This window comes from Paenibacillus sp. B-A-8, from assembly GCF_048572915.1.
Lineage (GTDB): Bacteria > Bacillota > Bacilli > Paenibacillales > Paenibacillaceae > Paenibacillus_AQ.
In genome coordinates this window covers 4850825-4875050 of sequence record NZ_CP183882.1, presented here as the reverse complement: position 1 = coordinate 4875050, position 24226 = coordinate 4850825, and the positions used below count along the sequence as shown (strand labels likewise).

The 24226-nt window shown below is 49.5% G+C and carries 28 protein-coding genes; 25 read left to right on the top strand and 3 right to left on the bottom strand.

The window, feature by feature from the left end:
* Window positions 1–2: 2 nt before the first annotated feature.
* On the bottom strand, window positions 3–197 hold the full coding sequence (locus ACN6MV_RS22020; protein WP_419884847.1) for a hypothetical protein: 195 nt from the start codon (window positions 195–197) through the stop codon (window positions 3–5).
* A 195-nt stretch (window positions 198–392) separates the two neighbouring features.
* Here ACN6MV_RS22020 and ACN6MV_RS22015 point away from each other — a divergent pair, with 195 nt between their 5' ends.
* From ACN6MV_RS22015 to ACN6MV_RS22000, 4 genes are all read left to right on the top strand, one after another.
* The gene (locus ACN6MV_RS22015; RefSeq protein WP_419884846.1) at window positions 393–551 is read left to right on the top strand and encodes a hypothetical protein; all 159 of its coding nucleotides are present in this window, start codon (window positions 393–395) and stop codon (window positions 549–551) included.
* The gene (locus ACN6MV_RS22010; protein ID WP_419884845.1) at window positions 548–1432 is read left to right on the top strand and encodes a hypothetical protein; all 885 of its coding nucleotides are present in this window, start codon (window positions 548–550) and stop codon (window positions 1430–1432) included. The genes ACN6MV_RS22015 and ACN6MV_RS22010 overlap by 4 nt, the downstream gene beginning before the upstream one ends.
* Window positions 1433–1881: 449 nt before the next feature.
* Entirely contained in the window at window positions 1882–2037 is a 156-nt protein-coding gene (locus ACN6MV_RS22005; RefSeq protein WP_419884844.1) for a hypothetical protein, read from the top strand.
* 5 nt (window positions 2038–2042) lie between these two features.
* Window positions 2043–2252 carry a hypothetical protein gene (locus ACN6MV_RS22000; protein ID WP_419884843.1) on the top strand — a complete coding sequence of 70 codons (210 nt, stop codon included), beginning with the start codon at window positions 2043–2045 and terminating at the stop codon, window positions 2250–2252.
* Between the two features lie 303 nt (window positions 2253–2555).
* Here the strand turns inward: ACN6MV_RS22000 and ACN6MV_RS21995 are convergent, their stop codons facing one another.
* A complete protein-coding gene (locus tag ACN6MV_RS21995; RefSeq protein ID WP_419884842.1) occupies window positions 2556–3113 on the bottom strand; it encodes a recombinase family protein in 558 nt (185 codons plus the stop codon).
* A 443-nt stretch (window positions 3114–3556) separates the two neighbouring features.
* Here ACN6MV_RS21995 and ACN6MV_RS21990 point away from each other — a divergent pair, with 443 nt between their 5' ends.
* From ACN6MV_RS21990 to ACN6MV_RS21915, 16 genes are all read left to right on the top strand, one after another.
* The gene (locus ACN6MV_RS21990) at window positions 3557–3991 is read left to right on the top strand and encodes a phBC6A51 family helix-turn-helix protein (RefSeq protein ID WP_419884841.1); all 435 of its coding nucleotides are present in this window, start codon (window positions 3557–3559) and stop codon (window positions 3989–3991) included.
* A gap of 483 nt (window positions 3992–4474) precedes the next feature.
* Entirely contained in the window at window positions 4475–5767 is a 1293-nt protein-coding gene (gene terL, locus ACN6MV_RS21985; protein ID WP_419884840.1) for a phage terminase large subunit, read from the top strand.
* A gap of 18 nt (window positions 5768–5785) precedes the next feature.
* The gene (locus ACN6MV_RS21980; RefSeq protein WP_419884839.1) at window positions 5786–7345 is read left to right on the top strand and encodes a portal protein; all 1560 of its coding nucleotides are present in this window, start codon (window positions 5786–5788) and stop codon (window positions 7343–7345) included.
* Complete coding sequence (locus ACN6MV_RS21975; protein WP_419884838.1) at window positions 7342–8172, top strand: phage minor capsid protein; 831 nt, start codon at window positions 7342–7344, stop codon at window positions 8170–8172. Before ACN6MV_RS21980 ends, ACN6MV_RS21975 begins: the two co-directional genes overlap by 4 nt.
* 104 nt (window positions 8173–8276) lie before the next feature.
* Window positions 8277–9239: a hypothetical protein gene (locus ACN6MV_RS21970; protein ID WP_419884837.1), complete on the top strand. Its 963-nt coding sequence runs from the start codon at window positions 8277–8279 to the stop codon at window positions 9237–9239.
* Between the two features lie 287 nt (window positions 9240–9526).
* Entirely contained in the window at window positions 9527–10015 is a 489-nt protein-coding gene (locus ACN6MV_RS21965) for a hypothetical protein (RefSeq protein ID WP_419884836.1), read from the top strand.
* 62 nt (window positions 10016–10077) lie between these two features.
* Entirely contained in the window at window positions 10078–11196 is a 1119-nt protein-coding gene (locus ACN6MV_RS21960) for an SU10 major capsid protein (protein ID WP_341001371.1), read from the top strand.
* A gap of 49 nt (window positions 11197–11245) precedes the next feature.
* A complete protein-coding gene (locus ACN6MV_RS21955) occupies window positions 11246–11629 on the top strand; it encodes a hypothetical protein (RefSeq protein WP_419884835.1) in 384 nt (127 codons plus the stop codon).
* Between the two features lie 253 nt (window positions 11630–11882).
* Complete coding sequence (locus ACN6MV_RS21950) at window positions 11883–12233, top strand: hypothetical protein (RefSeq protein ID WP_419884834.1); 351 nt, start codon at window positions 11883–11885, stop codon at window positions 12231–12233.
* On the top strand, window positions 12233–12553 hold the full coding sequence (locus ACN6MV_RS21945; protein ID WP_419884833.1) for a hypothetical protein: 321 nt from the start codon (window positions 12233–12235) through the stop codon (window positions 12551–12553). The genes ACN6MV_RS21950 and ACN6MV_RS21945 overlap by 1 nt, the downstream gene beginning before the upstream one ends.
* Window positions 12553–12933, top strand: a complete 381-nt coding sequence (locus tag ACN6MV_RS21940) for a minor capsid protein (RefSeq protein WP_419884832.1) — start codon at window positions 12553–12555, stop codon at window positions 12931–12933. The genes ACN6MV_RS21945 and ACN6MV_RS21940 overlap by 1 nt, the downstream gene beginning before the upstream one ends.
* A 64-nt stretch (window positions 12934–12997) precedes the next feature.
* Entirely contained in the window at window positions 12998–13525 is a 528-nt protein-coding gene (locus ACN6MV_RS21935; protein WP_076105275.1) for a hypothetical protein, read from the top strand.
* 64 nt (window positions 13526–13589) lie between these two features.
* Window positions 13590–14027, top strand: a complete 438-nt coding sequence (locus tag ACN6MV_RS21930) for a hypothetical protein (protein WP_419884831.1) — start codon at window positions 13590–13592, stop codon at window positions 14025–14027.
* A gap of 77 nt (window positions 14028–14104) precedes the next feature.
* Window positions 14105–14329: a hypothetical protein gene (locus ACN6MV_RS21925; protein WP_076315831.1), complete on the top strand. Its 225-nt coding sequence runs from the start codon at window positions 14105–14107 to the stop codon at window positions 14327–14329.
* Between the two features lie 7 nt (window positions 14330–14336).
* Window positions 14337–14738, top strand: a complete 402-nt coding sequence (locus tag ACN6MV_RS21920; protein WP_076315832.1) for a hypothetical protein — start codon at window positions 14337–14339, stop codon at window positions 14736–14738.
* Complete coding sequence (locus tag ACN6MV_RS21915) at window positions 14735–18496, top strand: hypothetical protein (RefSeq protein WP_419884830.1); 3762 nt, start codon at window positions 14735–14737, stop codon at window positions 18494–18496. Before ACN6MV_RS21920 ends, ACN6MV_RS21915 begins: the two co-directional genes overlap by 4 nt.
* Window positions 18497–19153: 657 nt before the next feature.
* Here ACN6MV_RS21915 and ACN6MV_RS21910 read toward each other — a convergent pair.
* Complete coding sequence (locus ACN6MV_RS21910) at window positions 19154–19351, bottom strand: hypothetical protein (protein WP_419884829.1); 198 nt, start codon at window positions 19349–19351, stop codon at window positions 19154–19156.
* A gap of 146 nt (window positions 19352–19497) precedes the next feature.
* On the opposite strand from ACN6MV_RS21910, the gene ACN6MV_RS21905 reads away from it, so the two are divergent.
* The 5 genes from ACN6MV_RS21905 to ACN6MV_RS21885 all read left to right on the top strand — a co-directional run bounded on the left by ACN6MV_RS21905 (window position 19498) and on the right by ACN6MV_RS21885 (window position 24194).
* Window positions 19498–20049, top strand: coding sequence for a phage tail domain-containing protein (locus tag ACN6MV_RS21905; RefSeq protein WP_419884828.1), 552 nt, complete (start codon window positions 19498–19500; stop codon window positions 20047–20049).
* Between the two features lie 74 nt (window positions 20050–20123).
* The gene (locus ACN6MV_RS21900) at window positions 20124–20528 is read left to right on the top strand and encodes a phage tail fiber protein (protein WP_076297448.1); all 405 of its coding nucleotides are present in this window, start codon (window positions 20124–20126) and stop codon (window positions 20526–20528) included.
* A gap of 22 nt (window positions 20529–20550) precedes the next feature.
* Entirely contained in the window at window positions 20551–22296 is a 1746-nt protein-coding gene (locus ACN6MV_RS21895; RefSeq protein ID WP_419884827.1) for a hypothetical protein, read from the top strand.
* Between the two features lie 73 nt (window positions 22297–22369).
* Entirely contained in the window at window positions 22370–23566 is a 1197-nt protein-coding gene (locus ACN6MV_RS21890; RefSeq protein ID WP_419884826.1) for an acyltransferase family protein, read from the top strand.
* Window positions 23567–23672: 106 nt separating this feature from the next.
* Window positions 23673–24194 carry a phage distal tail protein gene (locus tag ACN6MV_RS21885; RefSeq protein ID WP_419884825.1) on the top strand — a complete coding sequence of 174 codons (522 nt, stop codon included), beginning with the start codon at window positions 23673–23675 and terminating at the stop codon, window positions 24192–24194.
* Window positions 24195–24226 lie beyond the last annotated feature (32 nt).

Sequence of the window (24226 nt, the reverse complement as noted above, 5' to 3'; positions counted from 1 at the left end):
GCCTAACTCGCATATTTAAATGTACAGGCAGCGCGCATATAATACTCGCCGCGCACCTTAACGGAGTCCTGCGTAATTTCTTCGATAACTCCGGCGCCAGTTAATTCGTTATCTACGAATATGACGATAGGTGCGCGTTCGAGTTGCGCGGTATAAAAGTGTACGTTAGAGGTTAGCGTCTTCATAAATCGGCTCATTTGCGTAGTCCTTTCGTGAGTTAATACGTACAATTTCGACAAAATAGCGCCATTTCCTTCCGGGGAGGTGGCGTTTTTATTTGCGGAAAGTTACGAGAGTAACGCAATGATACCTATTAAAAGTGGGATCTGCGGACTTAGGTTATATAGGGCGACCGCCCTTTTCGTTTTAAAATCGAATAGGAGGCGTTATACATGGCCGGAACAATTGGCGAATTAAGCGTTAAGGTAAACGTAGTCGACATCGCGGAAACAATCCGCGGTTTGAAGAGTATCCAGCGCGAGGCGAAGAAAGCTACGCAGGCGTTGCGTGACTTAGAGAGTGCGCAATTGAAGGCGGGTGAGCGCGAATGACTAACGCAGGCATCCACGTTTATTACGACGAAGCGCTCGGCCAATACCGCGAGAGCTATCCGGTTGATGGCTACGTACACGAAACGGTCGAAGAACGCCAGCGCAAGCGTGATTATGCGCAGAAGACCGCCGCTATTGGACGTGATCAGCGCCATTACGTGCAGGCGTATCACGAGCCCGTCCGTAAGCTGACGTCACTACTCGGACTCAGCGAGCTTGGCGCGGTTATGAAGTTGCTTCCGTATATGCGGATGGATCACGCAGGCGACTTATACTACGGTAGTACGCGGATGAGTTCCGCAGAGATAGCGAAGGCGATCGGCAAGGCTGCGCGCTGGACGTCTACGCTGATTAGTACGCTCGTTGGCTGCGACATCTTAACGGAAAGTCGCGAGGGCAAGCGTAAGGTATACGGAGTCAATCCGGAATACCACGCGATCGGACGTACGCTGAATGACGGGCGCTATACGAAGGTTTATCAGACGAAATTGCGGTCGGACGTGCGGGACTTAACGGTCCAGGCGGCCGGCCTTTTATATTGCATGATACCGTATATCCACTATAAGATGCTCTACTTATGTACGAATCCGGACGATCAGAACGAGAACGCGTTGGATCATATTACGCAGGTGGCATTCGCCAGGATCGTTGGCGTGGACGAGCAGACAGCGCGCAGGGGATTGCGGGAGTTGAGTAAGCACGGTTTTATTATGCGGGCGGAGGCGTTTGGTGCGGTGGTCATCCGCATGAATCCTGACGTGATGTACCGTAAGGAAGCGTGTGACGATGAACATACGCAGGTTGTACGTTATGCGTTTGCGCAGAATAAACGCGCGATGGAGGCGGCTTTTGACGGGGATGATTCTGAACTTCCTTTCTAGGGGGGTATCAAATACTGCAATCGAAAGGCCAAAAGGGTATCAAATACTGCATAGTTGAAAAGTGGCTTAAGCCTTAGAGCGGCGCGGGTTACAGCCGTTTTGGGGCTTGAGCTCCTCTTATCTTATAAGCTTACGCATAAGAAACGTGTAAAAGCACGGAGAAGAACACTCCGACACTGCGGCTAAAATCGTGCCTTGTGTAACTATTATCTAACCTCGCTGATCTTTAATAAAAGCTTGGGCGCAGTTAAATAACAGGTTCCGAAGGCGCGTCAGCGACAAGGTGTGAAGCCTGCTTTTGGCTGAACAGGCACTTAAGCTCAAACCTTTGTCTGATAGATACAGGAAGCTTACTCATCGAAGTATCTCATGTAGTCCAACCCATAGAATAACGCGGATACTAAGCGCAGTTAAGCGGTAGCGAACGCACAGTGAGCGGAGGGATAGCGTTGAGTAAAGCGCGGATACTCGGAATAGGAAGCGCAAGTTTATGCGTTAAGGATGCGGAAGGTAGCGTAGTTGATACGAGTACTAACGCTGAGGTTACGATTACACTTACGCGTCCTTTTATGCGTGTTATTACGGTAAGAGTAACGGAGGGATAACGTATATGAAAGCGATAATTAACGGAGTAACTGTCGAAGGAACAGCGCAGGAAATAGCGGAGTATATGCGTTTAATTAGCGGACAGGATAGCGCTAAGAAACACGTTCCACTTGCGCCTTGGATTCCGTATAGACCGGAGATAACATGCGCAGATGGACGTATAGAACCGTATACATCTACGGTTCCTATCGCAGGTAAGTACGATATGTATTAACGTATAACGAGCGCTATTTGTACGCCTTGCCTGAGCGTATGAGTAGCGCTTATTTAGGCACTTATATAGTACGGAGGTATAAACGTTAGGGTAGCGTACACGACCGCTAATACGCGCTAATAACAAGCGTAGAACAGACGGACGTGTAACGTGTCATTAAGTATAGCGTTTATACTTGCGCATTATATAGAAGGAACGCGATTGGCGGAGGATTGCGTAAGGGTTCCGAATGGTGGCGGAGGTTACGGAGGATAGCGCCGATTACGCTTGTTGGTCGCCTCCGGCCGGAAGCCCTCCGAAATCTCACGGGGTCGGACGTTCCTTTAACGCACGGTACAGCGTCGCCTTAGTCACGCCAGTAAGCGCGGTTATCTCCGCTACTGTATGCGCCTTGGTATCGTATAGCTTAACGGCTTGCGCTACCTTGCGCCCGTCCGTCTTCGGGCGTCCACCGTTACGGCCACGCGCTCGGCTAGCGGCTAAGCCTGCGCGAGTACGTTCGACGATTACATTACGCTCGAACTCGGCGAATACCGCGAGCATTCCGAATAGCGCTTTACCTGCAGCGGTTGTCGTATCGATCTTATCCGATAGGCTGACGAACTCGGCGCCTTTAGCGGTGATCTCGTTAAGTGTAGAGATAAGCTTAAGCGTTGAACGCGCTAGGCGATCGAGCTTATATACGACGAGCACGTCACCAGGACGCAGGTTATCGAGTGCCTTCGCTAGCTCAGCGCGGTCGTCCTTCGCGCCTGACGCTACTTCCGTATATATGCGGTCGCAGCCTTCCGCATTGAGCGCGTCTAACTGTAAGTTTAACGATTGGTCAGCGGTTGATATCCGCGCGTATCCGATCTTCATAACGAATCGCCTCCGTTCCATTTGTTACCATCGTATCATAAACACGTACGACAATGCAACGTAGTTATTGATACCGGAATTGGAACGATTATAGTGCTTAATGGCACGCTATACAGGCGTGTTTCTTTACGTTGCATAAACACTCGTATTTGGAACGGTCGAAACGCGTGTCGATGGCATATTTAGGCGGGACCCCCAACGTCCCATGCGGACAGGCCTGCGTCTGCTGTTATGAATTTGCTAGCAGATTTTTAACCTCGACCCGTATAAAATTTGCGCAATATTTTTAAATCTCGGACGGTCGCACGTATAGCACGCAATATTCCCGTAGATTCACCGTCAAATTAGCGCGTTTCGTACGTTTCGGGACTATTCGTATTCCCACGTACGGAAGACGGTAATTTCACGCTTAGATCACGCTAATAAACGAAGGAGGAATCGCAATGTCCGATAAACGAAAGGCCGCGCTTGAATCGCAACTCGACGGCCGCCAAATTAAAGCCGCGCTAATGTGCGTCGAACGCGAATTTGCTGCGGAGGAAGACCGCTTAACATTCGATACCCTCGCGGAAGAAATCGGCGTATCTCGTAAGACGCTACACCAATGGCGTACGCAGAAGCGCGCCTTTATTGATTACGTAAATTACCTCGCGGACGACTTCTTATCCGCTGACCGGGCGAAAGTGTACCGCCAGCTAATGCGCGCGATTGACGGAAGCCAGCCGAGTATTAAAGCGATCGACTTATTCTTCCGCAGATTCGGGCTCATTACGCAGCAGGTCGCGGTTGAAACGAAGGATGCCGGATCCGCACGCAGTAATGACGAATTGGCGGCGGAAATAGACGAGCTGGACGGACTATTAGCGGAGGAAAAATAACGGAGGAGGTGCGTTCGCATCGCTTGGATAAACGGAGAATGGTACGGTAAGCAAGCGCGTGCCGAACGCATCAAACTCGTAGGTGAGCGCGCGGTTAAACTACGCGAACTCGTACGGACAGGCCGCGCGACAACGTATCACGAAGAATCATTACGCGCGGATATCGCTGAATTACGCAGGCTCAGGCGGATTGAACGCGCAGAGGATGACGTTGCGTACTTCACGTACGAATACTTGTCCGACGCCGGCAATCCGGATAACGAAGACAACATTATAGCGCACGCCGACGACGGAACTCCGCATGATCCGCTAGAACAAATAGCGCCGATCCATACGGAGTTTTTTACGTTATGCAATCACGTTGACCACGTAAATAGAAGCGCCAGGCTTGCGATAGCGGCTGCGCGGGGACACTCGAAGTCCGGTATGTTTTCTAACGCGTTTCCGTTGCATCAAACGGCGTATCGAAAACGGCGCTATATATTGGAGATATCCGAGACTGACGCGTTATCGAAAAAGCTCATCGGCTGGATCAATAAGCAGCTTAAATATAACGAGAAACTACGCGCGGACTTCGGACCGTTGCTGCATGAGCGCAATAACCAAAACGAAAAAGATAACGAAGAGGCGTTTATTACAACGTCAGGCACTCGCATCGAAGCGTCATCCTCCGGCAAGCAACTACGGGGCATGCGTCACGGATCCAAGCGGCCGGATCTCGTTATCGTCGATGATCCATCGTCCATAAACAACGAAGGCACGAAGGAAGCGCGGGAGAAACTTGTACATTGGTTTAACTCCGTTGTGGTCCCGATCGGATCGAAGTCGACCGCGATTATACTCGTCGGTACGATGGTTAGCGCGACCGGCCTTTTGAATCACGTACTCAAGCGGAAGGACTTCGAATCATCGTTTCATGGCGCGGTAGTAAACGAGCCGGACAGTCCGCAACTATGGGAGCAGTATTGCGAAATATACGCGCGTTCTGACGATGCTTCAACGGACGCCGACGATTTCTATAAAGAACATCGCGCCGAACTTGAAGCTGGCGTTATTTTGGCGTGGCCTTGGCGTTGGACTTATCGCGCGCTAATGCACGAAAAAGTCAATATGGGAACACGCGCATATAACTCGGAGTTTCGTAACCTTGCGTTCAGTGAGGACGAGCAGTTTTTCTTCCCGGATCAATACGGATATTACCGCTATGAATACGAACATAATCGGCGCTTCATTCGATACGGAGATTTACGCATACCACTTTCGGAGCTAACGATAAGCGGCGCTTGGGACATAGCGCAAGGGAAGAACGCGCGATCTTGTTATAACGCGGTGCTGACCGTTGGACGCCACGATAAGACCGGATATATCTTTGTACTCGACGAATATGCGACGAAAGAGCAACCGCATAAGATACTCGACGTGATTATCGAACGTATCCGCGAATATAAGCACGATGTATTTAGCGTAGAGACGATTAACGCGCAACACGAATTTTATCGGCAGCTACAGGAACGTTTACGTTTCGAAGGGCTATCTCGTACACGGCTGAACGATGTAAAGGCGCATAAGACCGGAAAAGAAGAACGGATAGAAGCGCTGGAACCGCTATTCCACAATAAAACGTTGATAATAAACGCCGGTCATACAATGCTTATCGACCAGTTATCGCAATACCCTCACGGGGATTATGTAGACTCCGCGGACGCATTGTCTATGTCGGTCGAGAATGTCTCGAAGGCTAAACGGAGACTTCAAAATAAGCCGAAATGGATGTAAACGAAAGGAGGGCGTAATTTGACGAAGATTTTCTATACCGGAGAGCAGTTTCCACCGGAAAAAGATATTCCGCGTCTCGCAGAATATAAGCGCGGTCAACGTATTTACGAAGGGCGACACGCCGAGATATATGATCGCGCGTCTTCGCTACTAAAGGAAACTCCATTCGCTCCGCAGCTTGAAACGTTGTTTATTGCGGTTAATGTTGTCGACGTGCTTATGACGAAGCCGGCTGATTTACTTATTGGCGAACCGCCTACGTACGATAGCGGAAAAGGTAAGGATTCGCGCGAACAGGAACGCCTCGACTCGATCACGGAAGAGAACGACGTTAACCGGTTAATATACGAATCTACTATCGGAGCAGGTTATCGGGGAGATGCGTGGTTCAAAACGTATTACGCGCAGCGAGCAGACTTCTCCGAAACAGAAGCGCTTGGGTTGCCGGCGCCAGAAGCACCGTTAGAGCCGATTATCGAGAACGTTCCGGCTAACTTAGTATTTCCGGAGTTAACAACAGGCTCGCGTAAGAAGTTTAAGGCGATAAACATCGCGTGGATTGATTGGGTCGAGGAGCCCGGCGGAAGAGTTATCCGCTGGATTACGGGAAACACGGCATCATACGTACCTTATCTCGTGATCGAGCGCCATGTTCCCGGATATATAACGTACGAACGCTACCGTCTAAGCGAAAAGAGCGTTAACGCGGAATGGGGCGTACCTATATCGACGTATACGATCGGAGATCAAGTCGCTACCGGCCGCGAGTCAGACGTTATAGAAACGGGAACGCCGCAACTACTCGTACACCATGCGCCTTATAAAACTACGGACGATTCATGGCGCGGGGAAAGCGCAGTAAGCAAGATGGAGAGCGTCTTAGCTGCGATAAATGACCGGCTAGTTCAAGTGGATTACATCCTCTTTAGACACTCGGACCCAACGGCGTACGGTCCGGAAATAGATGGAGTAGAGGACTCATCCGGCCAGTCAGTACGATGGGGAGGGAAATACATCCCATTAAGTAAAGATGATCCGACGCCGGGCTACATGGTGTGGAACTCACAACTCGAAGGCGCGTTTAGGGAGCTAGACTACCTACTCGGTCTCGTCTTCTTGATGGCGGAGACACCGCAGTGGCTTTTCGGTACGACGATTACGGCGGATAAGGGCGGAACGGGTACATCTCATACGGACGGAGCTTCGATCGGTATGCGTATGATGCCGATACTCAAAAAGGTCGAGCGCATACGGGCGCATATGGATCGCGCTATTCGTGACGCGATATGGACCGCGATGCAACTCGAAAACTTCGCGAATAAGGACGTAACCGGATTTATCCCGTATGAACCCGTCTATCCGACGATAGAATGGCGCGACGGACTCCCTAAGGACGCCAAAGCGGAAGCCGAAACGATGCAAATACGTACCGGCGGAAAGGCTACGATCGATGTAGCAACCGCGATTAAGCGTATGGACGCGATTAGTGACGCACAAGCAGCGCAGATTATAACGCAGATTGACGAAGATGAAACGCGGACGCTCGGCACCGTCGAATCAACGGTATTTAACGAATGATCGCGCCCACATACGATTACAGCGTCGATCTCCTAGTCCGCACGTATAAAACCGCCATCCTCGCGATATCCAACGAACTATCACGCTTAGATTTATCCGCTATGTCTCGCGCTAATTCACGCGCCGCCCTCGCCGAGGTTGCGGCTATTTTGCGTGGGCTGAATACGGAATCGGCCGCGTGGGTTGACCGCTATATTCCGTTAGCTGCTACGGATGGCGTTGCGCTCGCTATCGTTCAGCTCGGCGCGGCGGAAACGTTAGAAGAGGCGCGGAAGATCGTTAAGTTTAACCGGATCAATCGCGAGTTTGTAGCGTCAGCCGTTGCGGATACTCAAGCGGAATTACTCGCGGTAACAAATAACGTAAGCCGCCGTGTTAAGCAAGTCATCCGCCAGGTAACCGCCGATTCGATGCGTGCGAATTTGACGCGAGGCATTAACGGTAATGGTACGCTTAACGCCGATATTTTGCAGCGCATGAAGAAGACGCTAGGTAGCGCGATTGATACCGGAATAGTGGATGCGGCCTCAAGGCGCTGGCGACCGGAAAAATATGTTGAGATGCTAACGCGTACGAAGATGGCGGCAACACAGCGCGAGTCAACGATTAACGAAGCGGTAGGTCGCGGTGCTTATTACGGAGTCATATCAAAGCATAACGCAGTCGATAAATGCCGCGGATACGAGGGAATGATCGTTAAACTTACGCCGGATGCGCCCGGTAATTACCGTTATATCGGCGACTTACCGCGGGGCTCTATTTTTCACCCAAATTGCCGACATTCTGTTACTGCAATACGCGATCCGAAACTACTGACCGCCGAATAGGGCGGTTTTTCTTTTGCCGCGATAGGCTGATCACTGAAAAGGCGTGACCTTGACGCTCTGCGCGGCCTTTACCCAAGGAATCGAACCGAAGGGGTTTGGTGCTATTGATGTATGGAGACAAGTCGCTTCCTGAGTGGAACACTGGAACTGGGCCGAAGGGGCAGTTAATTCCGAAGCACTCCGTTAATCTTTCCTTTTATGTGACGAGAGAAGAGTTTGAGAAGATGCTGTACCAAGAGCGCCTACCCTACAGGGAAATCGTCGAGCGGATAGAGTACCCGTATGACTTATCAAATTTTAGTCGTATTGTACGCAGGTTAGGGTGGAAGCGCGAGACCGGACCTATAAACAACTATGAAGTAGACGCAGACGTATTTTGCAAGTGGGAGCGAAACACCGCATGGATGTATGGGTGGATTATAACGGACGGACACGTTAGCGATAAGTATGTTGGAGTTCGCCTCCAATCGGCAGATATAGATGTAGTGGAAAAGATTAAGAAACACGCGAAGTTTTCCGGGCCCTTATATGAGTATCCGGGAAAGTGTGAGGTCCGCATGTATAGTCCTATTATGGTTAGGTCATTGCGATCTTTAGGGATACCAAAACGAGGAAAGACATTTGATTGCGAATACCCTGAATCACTACCCGCGCACCTACAGTGGGATTTTATTAGAGGGGCATTTGAGGGCGATGGTTGTGTTTCAACAGGGTTGACAAATAATCTGCAAGTGTCTTTCTGTGGAGCGTCTGAGAATTTCCTCACTAAAATGGGCGATCAGCTACGAAGCCAGGGCATTAATGTGCGGGTATCACGCACTGGTTCGGTTTTTGTTCTAACCGCATCGTCTATCTCGGACGGACTGTGTTGGCTCCTCTACATGTATAGAAACACAGACGCAAGCATCCGTATGGACCGCAAGTTTAACAAATTCGTTGAGTTCGTGCGGACGTACTACGATCGGAAGCGCAAGAGTCCAGAAGCGGCCGAGCTTATCGAACTCATCCGCAAGTCAATTCCGGAATGCGCCGTAACTACGCAAACACCGGAACTACTCGCAGCTTAATAGGAGCGCTAGGCTCCGCGTCCAGACGTGAATAGACGTGATAAACTTTACGGTCAGACACTCTATGCGCTACGCGGCGCTAAAACGCGGGAGGGTACGATATGAGACAACTATTTAACGGTTTTATGCCTTTCTATAACGCTGATAACGGCGGAGGTAATGGTGGCGAAGAGGGCGACGGTAAGCCGCCGAAAGTCGAATTTACCGCGGAGCAACAGGCTGAGTTAAACCGCGTTATTGCAGATCGAGTCGACCGAGAACGCAAGAAATTCGCAGATTACGACGAATTGAAAACGAAGTTGACTGCGCTAGAGCAGGCGGAAGCCGAACGTGCTAAAGCGGACTTGACGGAGGCGGAGCGCTTAACTGCCGATCTCGAAGCCGCACGCATAAAAGCGCAGGAAGCGGAGGAACGCGGAGCCGCCGCAATTACAACCGCTAATAAACGTTTGATTAATGCGGAGTTTAAGGCGTTGGCGCGCGAGATGAACGTACCGGCTGACCGTTTAGCGGCAGCATTGAAACTGGCGGACTTAGGCGCCGCATCCGTTGATGACGAAGGTAATCCGGTTGGCGTAAAAGAAGCGGTCGAGGCGCTTATAGCGGCGGAGCCATACTTAGTTGCGGAGACAAAGCCGAAGCCTATCGGCGGCGGTGGCGGAGGCAATCCGGACGAGGACGAGAGGAGGACGCTTGAGGCGCAGCTCTCAGAAGCACGAAAGGCGAAGGACTTCTCAAAGGTTATCGAAATCTCAAACAAACTAAACAAGAAGTAAGCCAAGGCTACGGATAATTCCGGGCCTTTTTATTTTAACCAAACTCAAGGGGGAACTCATTAATGTTAAAATCTTATGACTTTCAGGATCAGGTACGTCAGCTTGAAGCAGGTATTTCGCTTATTATCGACGATGCTCCAACGTTGCTCGGTCTTATCGGAATCGGCACCACTCCGCTATACCAAACGAAATACGAATGGATGTCGGATAACCTGAACTCTAACCGTGCTACAGCGGCTGCAGCGGCGTTAGTCGGCGCAACCTCGATTACGGTAGCGGAAGGCGATGGACTGAAATTCCGCGTCAACGCAATCGTAGTTATCGGCGAAGAGTATCTCCGTGTAACAGCCGTAGTGGGTGATGTAATCACGGTAGTACGTGGGTATGACGGAACAACCGCAGCAGCGGTAGCTAATGGCGCAGAAATCCGCATCGTTTCCCGTCCGCAACTTGAAGGGGCGCTACCAGGCGTTGACGAAGGACATGACCGTCTGGTTGATTTCAACTACGCGCAGATTATCGAGCGTTATGCTGCCGTTTCTGGTACGCAGCAAAATGTCCGCACTTATAACGTTACCAACGAGCTCGACTACCAGGTGCAGCTTCGCTTGAAAGAGATCGCACGTGAACAAAATGACTGGTTGATTTACGGCCGTCGTATTGACGCAGGCGCAGGAACTCCGCGTACAACTGGCGGATTGCTTTACTTCGCGGATAAGAAGGGTGCAGCTAAACAGAACGCGAACGGCGGCGAAATCAGCCCGAAGATGCTGAACGATCTCGCTGAAAAAGTGTACCAACGCGGTGGTTCCGTTAATACGATTCTGACTAATACTGCAGGTGCTCGTCAGATTACGAAATTCGCTTCGGACACTATCCGCACGGAGCGTACCGACACTGCGACTGGACATAAGATTCAAACGTTCGTGTCCGATATCGTAGGCGGTTCCGTTGCGACTGTCATCGTCGATCCGAACTTTCCGAAAAATAAGATCGCGTTGTTCGACCGTGATATCTTGTCGATTAATCCGCTGAGTGGTCGCGGTCTATTTGACATGGATGCAACCGTTCCGGGAGCTGACTTTGTAGCGCGTCAGATTCGTGGAGAGTACGGCGTAACGGTGAAAAATGCGGCTGAAAAAATCGCAATCCTTGAGAATATCTCTACGTCAGTATCTTAATAACGCGGGGAGCTTCGGCTCCCTTTAATCTTACGGAGGTGAACGAATAGTGGCAATATCAGACCGCGACAGAGAGCGCCTAAACCTCGTTAGCCCCGCAGCTAATGACTTAGGACTTGGCGATATCATCCAAGATTTGCAGGAAGGTACGGGAGGCGGCGCTAGTACTGTAACGGCTGCGAATATCACAGATGCAACTACAGTCGGACGTAACGTTATCAAAGCAGTAGATGCAGCAGCCGCTCGTACAGCGATTGGCGCAGGGACGTCCTCACTAGCACTCGGTGTTACCGCAGCAACAGCGGCCGCCGGGAACCACGTACACGCGGCGAACACGATAACCGCAACGGCGATCGGGCCAGGAACCGCGACCAATGTACAGGGTATTCTCGCGGAATTGGCTGCGCGAATTGTGGCGTTGGAGGCGAAGTAATGGCTAAGTACAGCGCAAGCCCATTATACTCCGTTGCTAGCGGAATTGAATTTAACGCGGACGGCACATATGAAACGGAAGTCGCGGAGGAGATAGCGTTGTTAGACTCGCTGGCCCCAACGTGGATAAAACGAGAAGACCCGGAGGAACCCGTTAAGCCAGCGCCTAAACCGCGAAAGGCTGCGAATACCTCCGCAAAATAATGGGAGGTGGGCGTATGGTTTCGGTAGAAGACGCAACAGCGTATATCAACGTGAACTGCATTAGTATTGACGACTGGACGGACGCAGACGACGCCAAAAAACTACGGATAGTTAACGTGGCAGGACGGACGCTGACGAACAAATACGCTCAATATACGATACCAGACGCGGCTGTATACGAATATGCGAACGAACTCGCGATCGCGTTTAATGATACGAACGCGCTGCAGCAACAAGGCGTAGCGAGCTTCGGATTAACAGGCGTCGCGAATTTTACGTTTAAAGATTGGGCGAAAACGGGCCTCGACGCATGGATACCGGACATCGCGCTTGAACTCATTAGCTCAGAAAATGGCGGCGTTAAACTCGGACGTAAGACCGCGAAGTGGGTGACGATGTAATGGCGCTCATACCGCTGAGGCAAACGGTCACAATTACGCCGTTTACTGGATATGATCCGGATTATAACGAGCCGGAATACGGTACTCCTTACACGCAGAAATGTCGCTTTAGCGAGGCGGTAAAACTTGTACGCAATCAACACGGCGCGGAAGTCGTGAGCGTCGGCACGTTTTACTTCGATAAGCTCGCGGACATATCGCTCGACGACCTCCTTACGTACACCAACGAACTATTAGCAGAGACAACGTACACGCCAATCGCAATCAGCGTAAAACGGGCGCTCAACGGGAAGCCGCTAATAACGGAGGTAGACGTATAATGGCGCTTTTAACAGTCGCAGATATTAACGCAACCATCCGCTTAATCGTTCCGGGGTTTACCGTAGTCGGCAACGATTTTACAACGGCTAATCCGGACGATTGCGCTTATACGCGGATAACGGGCGGACCACCACCGAGCGAATGGTCATCCGTTGCTTATCCGTCATTTCAAGTCGTGATTCGCGCGAAGTCATCCGCAACGGCAGAAACGAAGGCTAACGCAATATTCGAAGCGCTACACGGAAAGGCGGAGTTTATAATCGGAACTACGCGCGTCGTAATATGCCTGGCGGATCAGAGCGCGCCTTGGTATCTCGGACCTGACGCGAATAACCGAGCGCTATATTCTATTAACTTTACGCTAACAACATCGTTATAAACGCAGGGCTGTCCGTTTTCGGGCGGCTCTTTTTAGTACGTTCAAAATAAGGGGGAAATAACGAATGGCTCAAGATTTCAAAAAAATCGAAATAGGACCGGCTATCGTTGAGTACGGTACGGGCGCTGATAAGATCACGTTTGAAACTACGATCGGCGGCGTTGTGCTCAATACGGAAACAACATACCGTGAGCAAAAGACAGATCAGACGGGTGAGACGGTCGTAGATAAGCGCATAACGGGGCGTAATGTCAGCGTGCAAATTCCGTTTGCTGAGTATCAAATTGACATTGTCCCGAAGATTATGACGGGTGCGGAGATCGTTACAGGTACGGGCGGCTCTAAGGTGTTAATCAAGACTGGCGTAGGATTAAGCCTACTTAGCACTGCCAAGATCGCAGTTATTAAACCTCTCGCGCACAAAAACGATCCGGATTTCTGGACAACACTACCACTAGCGTATAGTGAGACGGATATTTCTTACTCGTATAACAACGAAAATGAACGCATCACGAATGTTACTCTCCGGTCAACCCCGGATGAAGATGGCGTAGTCCTTATTCTCGGCGACGATCTTATTACCGCAGTTTAAACGAATACTTACGTTGAAAGGGGCGCTTAATTGCGCCTCTATTTCTTTATAAGGAGCGAATATAATGCCTATTTTTAAGCGTTCAGATAAAGCGGAAACAGCCGCGCCAGAAGAGATCGTAATTGACCCAAACGTAATCAAGCTCGGAGATAGAACAGTAAAGGTGCGGAAGGTTCCGGTCGGTCAATGGCGCGAATTATTTGCCGCTGTTAATATGCTGCCGGAATTGATTATGGGCGTTATGTCAGCGCCAGCCGAAAACCGCGCAGCATACTTATTCGCGTTTATCGAGCACGCGCTAAATGACGTCGTTCAAGTAGTCAGCGTTTTGACCGGATTTGAGCCAGAATGGATCGAGGCAAACGTAGCGCCTGACGAATTGATGGCGTATTTTACAGCCGTTGCGCGCGTTAATAACTTCGGTGGTCTCTTAAAAAACGTGCAAGGCGCTCTGCAACTAGCGAACCTACAAACGGGGACAGCGGAAGCGAGCGCCGAGTAACGATAGATGAGTTTTTCATAGACGCAGCCGTCCGCCTCGGTAAAACGCAGGTCGAGTTCGAACGCGGTTATTACGTTATGGATTTACTCGACGTATTGGATGCGGACAAGCGGCGTAAAGCTGGCGAAACACTTGACGCGCTAAACGTTAACGTCATGTCGCACACGACTAACGTAGAGGATTACCGCAAGTTTACAACGGGGCTGCAACGTGAAGCCGGATTCGCAACGCAGAGTAAGCCGGTATTTGATGAGGCCGGATTTAAACTACTGAAAGATCAGATGAGCGCGGGGAGGGGGTGACGGACGTATGGATTTTCGTATGGAAACGGCGGCGCTACGTCAGTTTTTAGAGCGTCAGAAAACGAGAGTACTCGACGGAGCGACTATCGGATTACATGACGCTACCGATCACCTACTCGCGGCATCGCGTAATGAGGCTCCGTTAGATACTGGCACATTGCGGATGACAGCCGGTAAGGAAGTCGTAAATAGGGACGGACGGATATACGGTGAGGTATTTTACTCCGCAACGGAAACGGGTTCCTCTGGTGCGCGCTTTAATTATGCGCTACGTGTACACGAGATGGGCGAGTATAAGAATCCGACAACGCCCGGCACTCGTCCGAAGTTCTTATCGCGACCACTCCGAACGAATGAACGGATATACAAACAGTTTATCGCGGATGCAGTAAGGAGGGCGCTAAGATGAGTACGGGCGGTACAAACGTAGGTGAAATTCAGGCGCGGATTACGCTTGATATAGCGGAGTTTCGGCGTAACTTAGACGAAGCGAGGCGGCGGATACAGGAACTCGAAGATCAAAGCAGACGCGGTGCGGACGGCATGCGGAACTTAGGCTCCGCGCTTGCTGGGCTAGGTGCTGGCGCAGCTTTGACGAAACTTGTACGCGAGATGCAATCGGTCGTCGCGGAGAGTACAAAATTGTATAACGCGTTCCAGGGACTTAACGCCGTTGCGAAAGGCTTCGGTATCCAAACGGGAGACGCACAACAAGCCGCGCAGGATTTAGCCAAGCGCGGTTTTTTAACGCTCACTGAATCGGTGCTGGCGTTTAAGACTGCGATGTCAACTGGACTTGATCTCGAAGAGTCTACGAAGCTAATCAATTCACTCGCGGACTCAGCCGCATATAACCGCCAGTCCTTTTATACGATGGGCGGCGCTATCCAAGCGTCCCTCGACGGTATCAAAAACGGTAACTCCGTACTGTCCGATGCGGTCGGTGTAACGAAGAACCTATCTGTTATGCAAAAGGAATACGCGGCATCAATCGGAACAACAGCCGGTAGATTAACGGATGCTGAAAAGATTCAAGCGGCGTACTACGGATTTATGCGTGAGGGTGCGATATTTACCGGAAACGCAGACGAGGCGATGCAGGGATTCACCGGTACGCAGAACCGTTTCGCTCAAGCTACGAATGAAGCGCGCGTCGCACTCGGCGAGTCGTTTACTCCCGTTGTGCAAAAAACGCTTGAGTCGCTGACTCCTACGATAATCGCACTCGCGGACTTTGTAACGGAACATAAAGCGCTCGTAGCTGGACTTGCAACGGGAACCGCCGGTATGCTTGCGTTTGTTACCGTATTAGCTACAGTTCCTCCAGCATTGGCGCTTATTAAAGCGGGCATAGTCGCGCTAGGAGCTTCTGCAGGACCAGTCGGATTGGCGATCGTTGCTATCGGAGCATTGGCGGGCGGAATAGGTGCGTTGGTTGCGAAAAAGGGAGAAGACGCAAGAGCTACACAGGACATGCTTAAAGCACAGAAGGAACTTAACGCACTACTCGATAAAGCGCCAGTCGACCAATCGGCCGCAGATATCGAGACGCTAACCGCCAAAACGAAGGATCTTACGGAAGCCCTTAACGAACGCGCAACTATGGAAAAGCGGCTTAATGAAATACAAGCGGCGGGCGAACAAGGGTTAGGAAATCCGGCGATGATGTCGGAAGCGATGGACATTAACGAAGCGCTCGGTGAGATGGACGATAAGCTGCGCAATATGGGATTTGACGGCGTTGAGGCCGCAACGTCTAAACTCGAAGAGATGAACAAAGCGCTCAAGTATTCGGTGGACTCAATATCCTCGCAGGATAAAGCGGAGTATTCCGCACTAGCAACGAAGAAGGCAACGCTCGTACAAATGAGCGCATTGGCGACGCAGTTTAAGGAGTTATCCGGTTCTCAAACGCTGGACGCTACGCAAAAAGGACGCCTCGTTGATATAACGGAAAAGTTGATCGAACAGTATCCGGAGTTAAACGCGCGCCAAGGCGAAGATGGCCGTATTCGTGCGGATAATATCGACGTGATTATCGACCAAATCGCCGCAGATCGAAAATTTACGGATCTCGCCGCCGATCAAGCTGCGCAACGTATTCGAAACTTCGCGAAGGAAAATAAGGCGCAAGAGGAATCGGTTAAGACGCAGATTAAGAACTATACGCTGCTGATCGAAGCTATGGCGAAAGTATCCGGAGCAAAGGCGGAGACATTTGCGGAGTCTGTAGCGCAAGGCGAATCGCGAATGAACGGTAAGACGCCGAACGTTATGGATATCGTAAACAACGACTACCTGACGAATAAAGTTTCGGAGGATGCGAAGAAGGGGCGGGACTTAGCTCTCGCACAACAGCAGAAGTATTCGGACGCAGCACGCGAGATGGAAAAGTTAGCGGCGGAAGTTGAATCCGGAGCGCAGGCGTTTACTAAGGATATTATTCCAGAGGACGCGCCGAAAGCTAAGAAGGAGAAGACCGGTAAAACAGCCGCCGAACTCGCCGCCGAAGCGCGTAAAGCAGCGTATGATGCCGATATGAAAACCGTCCAGTTTCAAGCGGACTTTTACGATATGACGGCTGATGCGCAGATTAAGAAATACGAAGAATTGCGCAAGAAGCACGCTACCTTTTTAAAGGAATCCGTAGATGATGCGCGCACACTAGCGCTACAGCTTAAGCGGCTCGGCGAAGACAGCGCCCAATCACGCTATGACTTTTCGGTTACGTGGATTGATGCGGAGTCGAAACGGATGGAAGACAGCGGTAAGTCGGAGCTAAAGATAGCGGAAATGAAACTCGCAAGCTGGACGCGATTACGTAATCGTTACGCCAAGGACAGCGCAGAGTATATTGCCGCCGACGATCAAGTCCGCCAATCGCGCAAGAACGTAGCCACCGCAACCGAAGCGGAGGCGCGCGCGCAGTACAACGCATCGTCGAAGTGGATTAGCGCAGAGGAACGCCGCATGTCTGACGCGGGTAAATCGGAGACAGAGATCGCGCAAATGAAGATCGACGCGTGGACTCGCGTACGGGATCGCTACGCCAAGGATTCGGAGTATTACGCGCAGGCGGACGAACAACTCTATAACCTCCGCAAGTCACTAACGAAGCTGACGCAGGATCTCGCGACCGATCTCGTTAAGACGCAGAAAGCCGCAATTAAGGACGCGAAGGATGCGGAGATTAAAGCGATTGAAGAGCGTAAGCAAGCGGCACTCGACGATTATGACGCGCGGATTGACGCTATTCAGCGCTTACGTGACGCCAACAAAGAGCTTAATGTTGACGCCGATTACGCGACGCAATTAGCGGAGAAGCAATCGCGCTTAGCGGAGTTATCGAGCGCAGTCGGTCCGGAAGGAATAGCGGAACGTGACGCGCTGCTTAAAGAGATCGCGCGCATGCAACTCGAACACGACCGCGAATTAACTGACCGTACGCTCGCGGATCAGCAAGATGCGCTTAAGGACGAAAAGGATGCGCAGACGAAAGCGTACGAAGCGGAGAAGACCGCAGCCGAAGCGCAATACAGCGTATTAACGGCGGCATTTGATGCGTACTCAGGCGACATCAAATCGATAGAGGACGGAATCGCGGCGTATCGTGTTAGCGCAAGTGGTTCCGCGAATACTGCGATCCTTACGGAGCTTGACGGCTTTCTTACGCAATATCGCGCGAAGATGGCGTCAATAACGCAGATCAATGCGGAGTCGAAGAAGGCAGCAGATTTGGCGCGCTACAACTCGAATAAGGACGCATATGACGTGGCGAAGAAGTCCGGTAATACAACGGAGATGTCGCGTTTGCAAACGGAGAATCAAGCGATTCGCGATCTGTACGGAATAGGCGTAGATACCGGTAAACTGCAGGCGTTTAAGGTCGGGGGCATCGTCCAAGGCGCGGTAGGTGAGGCGGTTCCTACGATAGTACACGGAGGCGAAATGGTGTTGACCGCCGCAATGCAAGCTACGTTATGGGACGCCGTATCAAATCCGCGGATGGTTGCGCAATCTCCGGCAGCCCCGACTTATATTACGAATAACATTGATATGGGGGCGGAGAATGTGACGCTGACAGATAAGGCAGATATCGGTATGTATTATGATGAAAAAGCGCGCGCAGTCAGCCGATTAGCATCGATGGGCATTAAGAGCGATTAAGCGAAAAGGGGAGTCCGGCTATTGTGCGGGCTCCTTTTTATGTGGGTGTTTAATGTCTCACGAGTAGAGAGAAGGGAGATGTGCATTATCGGAGAAAAGACTTGTAGCGCCTGTGGTAAGGAGAAGGCATTGACGGAGTTTAGCCCAGATAAGCGTGCCCGCGATGGGAAACAGTCTGCGTGTAGGCTATGTGGAAACTTCCGTAAGCGTAAGCGTCTTGAAGCGCGCAACCCTGGAGCGAGAAAATCAATGCGTTGGACCACAGAAGCGTTTGCGGAAGCTGTAAATGTCCGAACAAATGGGGAATACACACTCATTAGCGATTACCTTGGCGCTTTGATACACGTAAGTATCCTCCATACTTGTTGTAACAACACCTACTCAGTAGCACCAAACAACTTTCTAAACGGAACACGTTGCCCTCACTGCGCTACTGAAATTAAACGGAAAACCTCTGCGCAATTTAAAGAGGAAGTGGCCTTGCTTGTGGGTGACGAATATAGCGTTGTTGGAGAATACACGAGTGCCAGGGCATATATAGACATGCGCCATAACATTTGTGGTGGTTCATACCTTGTGTACCCTAACAACTTTCTTTCTGGCAAACGCTGCCCACACTGCGTTGAGTCTCACGGAGAAACCACTGTTCGAAGGTACTTAATTGAGCATAAATATGCCTTTACCCCGCAGTATAGATTCAATGACTGCCGAAACGACCGACCACTGCCGTTCGATTTTGCTGTTCACTTTCCCAGCCTCGACGTTCTTATTGAGTACGACGGTGTGCAGCATTTTCAGCCAGTATCCTTCGGTCGCGGTGATGGTGATATGCTTCTCGAGTATAAGAGTATTCAACGCAGAGACCGCATTAAAACCACGTATTGTAAGGCGCACGGCATTCCGTTAATCCGAATCTCTTACGAGGAGTTCGACCGGATAGACGCTATTTTAGACGAAGCCTTAGCGCGTTATAGTGAGATACCGCCGGAGGTGAGCGCCGCATGAGTACGTACGATGTAGCGGTAAATGGCGTTTGGTTATCGGAGCATGGAGCCGCGCTATATGAACGTAACTTGCCGGTCTTGCCGGAGACCGAAGACAATACGGTCAAGCTCGCGAATACGGACGGCGTCGTTGATTTCGGTGCTTCCTACGGTCCGCGTACGATCGGACTAACGTTCGAGATTACGTCGAGCGCCGCGGAGTTTCACAGGACATTGGCGTATTTAGCGCGGACGTTTAACGCTAAGCGCGGAGAGATTACGCTAGAGTTTGCGGACATGCCCGGCAAGTATTACGTAGCGACTTACGCAGGTACGCTCGCGCTCGGTGCGACAGGATCACGTTTGATTGACGTCAATCTGCGCATGAATGATCCGTGGCCGACCGGTAGTGAAGTTCTAACGGAGTATACGATAGATGCGCCATTGCAAGCGGTGGCGATCGAGTCGGAAGCGGAGGTAAGAGCGCGGCCGGTTATTACGATGGCGAATACGGGATCGTCGACGGTTAACGGATTTACGATAACTAACGAATATACGCTCGAAGATTAAACGAAGGAAACGCGAGGGTTCGGCAATTATGCCGGGCCTTTTTGCGTTGTCCAAAAAATAGGAGGAAACGAATAATGGCGATGCAAATTTCGAACTACTTGAGCGCGGCGCTTCTTAACGCGGCTTTACGCAATACGGCGTTTACCGGACCAGCTACCGTTTACATTGCGCTATATAAATCGGACCCGACAGCAGCGGATACAGGCACGGAAGTAAGCGGAGGCTCATACGCACGGCAGGCGGTAACATTCGGAGCGCCGACGCTCGTTAGCGGACAACAAACCGTAGCGAACACCGCAGAAGTAGTATTCCCCGTTGCTACTGCGGATTGGGGACTCGTAACGCATATCGGATTACGTACGGCGGCAACTGGCGGAAGTCTATTATGGACGAAACCGCTCGATAATCCGCGTACATTACTCGTCGGCGACCGTCCACGTTTCGCGGTATCAAGTACGTCGGTTAAATTCACGCAATAATAGCGGAGAGGGGATTTTATAGATGGCGCAGGTAGAAATGTTCGCAGCAAAAGCGAATAGTCCGGTAACGGAATTGACCGCAGCAATCACGGACGTAGCAACGACTGTCTCCGTATTGGATGCGTCGAAATTACCGGACGCTCCGAATATTGCGACGATTGGCGTAGATGAGACGGCGGAGACGATTAAGTATACGGGAAAAAGCGGAAATACGCTGACGGGAGTAACGCGTGGATTTAGCGGGACGGCGGCGAAGGCGTGGGCGATCGGCGTAGGAGTGGCGCGTTACTTTACGGCATACGATGCGGATGCGCTGCGGCAGAATGTGGCGGATACTGCGTCGAAATTAGAAGTGGCGGGTGTTGCTAACGCACAAACGCCTTTATTTATCCCAACGTACGATGGAAGCAATCAAAGTACACATCCCAAAGTTTTGAAATTGGATACTGCATTCGGTGGTTGGAAATGGTGGTTATCTTATACGCCATATCCGGCAGGGGATGATGATTACGAAAATCCATCAGTTGCGTATTCATCAGACGGTGTTACTTGGTATGCAATTAACGGAAATCCCATAGATCAGCCGACGGCAGGAGAAATTGCAATTGGTGGATTTATGAGTGACGGGCATATTTTTATTAAAAATGGAGTAATGGAGCTTTGGTATAGGTATGCTACCAATTCTAATGATGTTAAGATATTCAGAAAAACATCAACGAATGGGACGGTGTGGACTGAGCGAGAGCTAATGATAGATTGTGCTTTAACCGGTGAAAGGGTAGTAGCCCCAGCATTAATATATGAGAATAATCTGTATAAAATGTGGTACATCAATCAAGATAGATTTATCATGTATGATGAAAGTGTTGATGGGTTCACTTGGAATAAAAAAAGAAAATTGAACGTGCCTAATGTCATTGATGGTTATACGGCATGGCATTTAGATATAACTAAAACGGATTTAGGGTATGAATTTGTTTGTAACTACACAAAAGGTTCGTCGGGTGATTTGTATTATTGGAATTCTGTCGATAACATTTCCTTCACAGTACCAGAAAAAATATTAAGCCCCAGTACTGATACTCTTGCGTGGGATAATGGGATGATTTACCGTTCTAGCTTAATTAAAGAAGGCGGCCTCTATAAAGTTTATTATTCAGCAGTTGGTAGAAATGGAAGATGGTTTATCGGTCTGACAAGTGGGAGTGACATAAAAAACTTAAAAGGAACTTCAAACATTCAATATCTTGGCATGACAACTGATCTGTACCTCCAGAATGGTTTGGTATTGCCTGAAATAAAGGCACTATCTATCGGCAGTGCTAGATTTAGACGAAATAAAATCGAATTAAAATCAGGAAGCTCCGGAGCTACAATTGAAATTTCTAACGCTGACGAAATATCATTTAGAAATAATGCAGGATCAGACTACGGAGATGTGAAAGTGAAAAAAATCGGGGCATCTGGTGACATTACCACCCCTACGAACGTAGATTGCAGAAAATTAGTAACAGATTTTATCCAAATGGATTTAGCGACTGTTGGGTTAGCTTCTTCTGCTGGAATTATTCAATATGATAACACTTCTAAGATACTAAGTTTCCATGATGGTAATAGCCTATATCACTTAAACTCATACGTAAGAAATGTGCCGGTATCACCGTCAAGCGTAGGAATTAGAGGAACGTGGACATCAGATGCTTCTTATTTGTATGTCTGCCATAACACAAATCAGTGGATAAGAGTTGCTAAGGATTCAACTTGGTAGAACAAATGAGTATTTACGCTTCTTATGTCGAATGGTAGTATTAACTAATGTTTCTACATAAAGGAGCGTAAATGTGAATCACACAAATCGAATAGAATCACTGGATGCACTTAGAGGAATATCCTCTCTCATTGTTGTTATCTTTCACTGTCTGCTATCTTTTAATATTTTTTACTATGCTAATTACCACCTTGAATTCTCAAATACGTTTGTAGAGATTTTAACCATCAGTCCACTTCACACTTTTTGGGCGGGAAATGAGGCTGTTTTACTATTCTTCGTCCTAAGTGGATTTGTTTTAACCATCCCATTCATGGGCGATAGACCTCCGATTTATCATGTGTATATCGTGCGCAGATTTTTCCGGATATATATGCCGTATATCGTTGTCATGATATTATCCGTTGTTCTTGTAACATTGTTTGCAGGGGTCAAAGATGTGGACGGATTAAGTAGTACTTATGAAAATCGCTGGGATCATGCGGTTTCATTAAAAGCAATCGTGGCTTATTTCTTAATGCTAGACACAGACACGGCAAATGTTAATGGGGTTGTATGGTCATTGTTTCATGAAATGCGAATATCGATTGTATTTCCTTTGTTTTTAGTGATAATTTTAAAATATAGGTTTATTAAAGCTTTATTAATATCCTTGTGTTTGAATTTAGCTTTTTATCTAGCATTACATTTAGCATCAACAATGCTGGGGGATAATTCGATAACAGGGATAATGGGTGGGTTTAAAGATAGCGTTTATTATTGTACCTTCTTTATATTCGGAGCTTTTCTTTCTAAATATCGAGAGAACCTATCTTCCTTGAAAACCATGAGCAATATTAAAAAGTTGGGATTAATTTGTTTGGCCTTAATCTTAATTAATTGCCGGTGGATATACCCTGTTTTTAATGTTCAAAATAAAATTCTTCAAGATTTTGTATCTGTTTTGGGAATACTGTTATTGTTTGTATTCATTCTAACTTCAGGCACAACTAGTAAATTCCTTACAAAAAAGCCGCTACTATGGTTAGGGAAGGTTTCCTATAGTCTGTATTTAATACACATTCCAGTTATGATGTTAACTACAATCTTCTTAGGAAAAATAATGCCGATAGAAATAGCTTTTATTTTCGTCCCAATATTGAGTTTACCAGTTGCGCATTTTACCCACAAATATATAGAGGTGCCTTCAAATGCACTAGGCAAAAAAGCCGTAAGTATTATGCACAGCAGTGTTTTTAGTAAGAAAGTTGTAGCTGAAACAAAAAGGTAAGTGTCATAGTAGGACCATACCGCGAACTAACCGAATTCACACGCACGTGCCTCCGCAATCACAAGCGGGGGCTTTTCGCATTCCACACGAAAGGAGACGCACGCCTATGTCGTTTCTCGGCGCATTCAATCGCGCTTCCTTTAATCGCCCTTACGTTATCCAAACGTTCTTTAACGTTACGATCGCCTCGGACTCGTCCGTATCCGCAAGCTTAAACGCTGACTTCGCGGTCGGTATCATATTTGACACCGAAACGAAGTTCGACGGAGCCCCAACTCGCGACATACCGTCCGCCGCAGTATTCGAATCGGCTACGGAGTTGATCACGTCAATGATCCGCGAACGCCTACACACGGCGGGCATCCGTTCAGCCACGCAATTTAACGCAAAAGTCCGCTATATGCACGTTGATAAGCTCGCGTTTACTGGCGGGTTTAGCCCGGGCGATAAACTCGTCATCGACGTTAAGAAGCAGACGATCACGCTGAACGGAGTTAACGCAATCCATTTACTCGACGGAGACTTCTTCGAGCTCGGACTCGGACTGAACGAAGTCACCTACGCAGACAACGAAGCAGCTCGCGAAATCCTAACGCGCATTACGCATCGTGACCGCTATCTATATTAACGCGCAATTGCGCTAGCAAAAGGAGGTGCGCC